5 protein-coding genes are annotated in these 2,830 nt (G+C 40.4%); all 5 read right to left on the reverse strand.

Annotation, left to right across the window (positions count from 1 at the left end; all coding sequences use genetic code 11):
• Nucleotides 1–266, reverse strand: a 266-nt coding sequence (locus FYJ85_RS22775; protein WP_338116720.1) for a hypothetical protein, incomplete at its 3' end; no start/stop codon positions are given.
• Between the two features lie 149 nt (nt 267–415).
• Nucleotides 416–934 (reverse strand): hypothetical protein, encoded by a 519-nt coding sequence (locus FYJ85_RS22780; protein ID WP_154420977.1) that lies wholly within the window; start codon nt 932–934, stop codon nt 416–418.
• A gap of 145 nt (nt 935–1,079) precedes the next feature.
• Entirely contained in the window at nt 1,080–1,214 is a 135-nt protein-coding gene (locus tag FYJ85_RS24145; protein WP_268878782.1) for a hypothetical protein, read from the reverse strand.
• Between the two features lie 384 nt (nt 1,215–1,598).
• Nucleotides 1,599–2,039, reverse strand: coding sequence for a hypothetical protein (locus tag FYJ85_RS22785; RefSeq protein WP_154420978.1), 441 nt, complete (start codon nt 2,037–2,039; stop codon nt 1,599–1,601).
• 22 nt (nt 2,040–2,061) lie between these two features.
• The coding region (locus tag FYJ85_RS23465) for a hypothetical protein (protein ID WP_206213427.1) at nt 2,062–2,830 on the reverse strand (769 nt) is incomplete at its 5' end.

Raw genomic sequence — 2,830 nt, forward strand, 5'->3', positions numbered from 1 at the left:
GACACGCCGCCGTCGTAGAGATAACTTACCGTATCGCCGTTTTCCGTCTTTTCAAGCCGACGGCTGCGGTAATCGTAGACCGCCGTGAAGATTTCTTCATCCCCCTCCCCTTCCGAAACACGGATCAAGCGGTTGTCGCGGTCATAGTGGCAGGTGCGCGTCACGCCGGCCGCCGTCTTCGACGCCGTGTTGCCGTTCGCGTCATAGGTGTAGGAGATCACGTTCACGCCAGTCGTCGCCGCCGTCACGCGGTTCAGCTTGTCCACCGTGTAGTCGATTACACCGTCGCCCGCGATTCCCTATACTGACCGATTTCAGTTACATGGCTGGTTGGCTAATGCAAAATTCGGCCTGCCCGTTTTCCGCTTGGAATTATTTACAGGCAGGCCAATCATCTATATCTAGTTTACTACAATTATTCTTTGGGTAACTCAAGTTGTAGTTTAGGTGATGTCGGAATCGGTAATATCAGATTCCTCTGTTTACAAATCTGGTATGCATCGTGCATAAACCAAAATAATTTTGATTTCTCTACTAATGCTTTTTTCTTTATGAAGCGGGCAAGTGAACTATAGAATTTTTCAAAATCTTTTGATTTATATACATATGAATCAGCACCATTGATTTTTGTCCAAAAACCAAATTCAGCCCAAATCCGACAATAAAATATTTCATCAATATATGCTTCTTTTATAAATTGAATAACCTCTGCATGAAAATAATTTGATCGAATATTCTCCCCACCCATCTGCTGATAATATTGATTTAAGCAAATCCAATACTCCTGATTTTTTTGAGCTAATAGATTATCCACTCGCAAGTATTCTTTTCTTACATGACACACTTCATACAAGGAAGCATCATGAGTATGAATAAACTCAACAATAGTTGCAATATCTTCTTTTGAACATATAAAATTTACTTGTCGTCCCATCTGTTCACCTACTTTTCTTTATTGTAAGGAATAAATTCAACATCTTTTCCTGCTTTATTTAAATCATCAATAGCTTTCCGTTCTCTTGAAACTGGAGTCCCATTCTTATTCATTTTCCCAACTTGAATATTTACTGTAGATTCTCCTACTTTTTCTCCTTAAAGATCAATGAATCGTGTAGACTGTTGCGAAGCGAATCCGCCTCGCGGGTCAACTGGTACTGGTCGTCGTACTCAAACGCAAGCACCCGGTTTGCGCAGTTCACCCCAGTCTCGATCACCAGCGTCCGGATTCCAGCGGCGTCAAGCGTGTACTGCGTTATGTACAGGCTGACCGCTCAGACTATTGGCGGAGGGAGGGGCGGTCACCGAAACTGGCCCAGACAGCGCGAACCAGGTTCTGCTCAATGAGCGGCCAAGTCTCCATTGTGCTTCATGACTACTTCTTCAAATTCTCGTTTCGAAATCAAATCCAACACTTGACGAAACAGACTGACGGATGTGTATTTCATTACGAAGCCTTCTTGCTTTTCAGACAACCGTAATATACTGTTACGAACAAGTTGGCTCCATCTTTTTATCCTTTCAAAAGTTTGTTGGGACAGTTGTGATAAGAAACATAATGTAGGCAACTTGAGACCTAAATCTTGGCCTTGCAAGAAAAATTAATTCCATTTCATATTGGCTCTGCCATCTTTTAATTTATCACTTATAAAATCACTATTATTCATAATAAAGTCAATATTTTTCATTATGAACACATAAAAAGTATCAAGAGCAACTAAATCTTTATCATGACTATTTTTAACCCAATCCCAATCCCAATCAAAAAGTCCACTCATAAGCAATTCGCCCCAAGTATAAAAAACGAAAGGACCTGTACGCTTGAAAGCCATTGACATTGAAATCTCAAATTCCGGAGAACCATAACTAAAACATATCTCAAGTTTTTCATTTTTTTCACTAAAATATATCCCGCCATGCTTTCTCACTACTTTAGCAACAAAACCATACTTACTGCTGAGAAAGGAAAATTTATCCTCAAGCATTGAAATTACTTTCGAATAATTTGGGGTATCATCAAGAACATGTTTTGCTTTTTTCATTGTATTATAATATCTCGTTATTTTACTTCGGAGGAAACCAAAGTTTACTTTTTTCATCAAATGTCCATCCTCTATTTCTCAGAGTATTACGTTCTGCACCAGTAAAGGTTTGTCGAATAGTTCTCTCCTGAAATAATTTTGTTGGAGCTGGTGTAGAATCTGGTAGCGATGCATCACGAATTGGCCTTCTCAAACCCATGTCCCTTCTCAATTCCATTGAATTTTGTATCCAATTAGCTTTCGGATTACCTAAATTGGGTAAGCGGTTTTGCCCAGGTAGAGTATATTCAGCCCGATACAAATATTTTATATCATCCATTCTTCCAATCACAAGACGTGGTGTAGACCCCACCATGTAAGTTCCCCAAGTGGTAGTTATACCGAAAATACCATACCCAACATTATGTAATCTCTGATTTCTATCCAACGGTTGCCCTGTTGCCAAATCTATACCGCGAATAGCTTGGTTCATTTGCGAGGTCCCTGCCATATCACCCATACTGATCAAAGTCGCGGCAACAGAAGCTTGATTAATAGACTCTCCATGTTTTTGTCCCGCTACAATTCGTTGGGTCATCCGTTCGACACGTTCATCGTGGCCTATCGTTTTCTTCAAATTTCCAATTGGATCAAAAATACTTTGAAACAACTTTTCTGCCATTTCACTTAAGGATCCAAGCGATTGCGTCGAAGTATTTCCCAAGTTGGTTCTGCCCTTAAGTCTGTCAACAATAGTAGGCCGATACACAGCATCACCTGCCATATTGGCAAAAGATCGCTGCATTTCATCA

The organism is Victivallis lenta, assembly GCF_009695545.1.
Taxonomy (GTDB): Bacteria; Verrucomicrobiota; Lentisphaeria; order Victivallales; family Victivallaceae; genus Victivallis; species Victivallis lenta.

What these genes read in the sequence shown, in the direction of transcription:
- FYJ85_RS22780 (WP_154420977.1), bottom strand. Translation starts at nt 934, where the DNA reads ATGGGACGACAAGTAAATTTTATATGTTCAAAAGAAGATATTGCAACT.
- FYJ85_RS22785 (WP_154420978.1), bottom strand. Translation starts at nt 2,039, where the DNA reads ATGAAAAAAGCAAAACATGTTCTTGATGATACCCCAAATTATTCGAAA.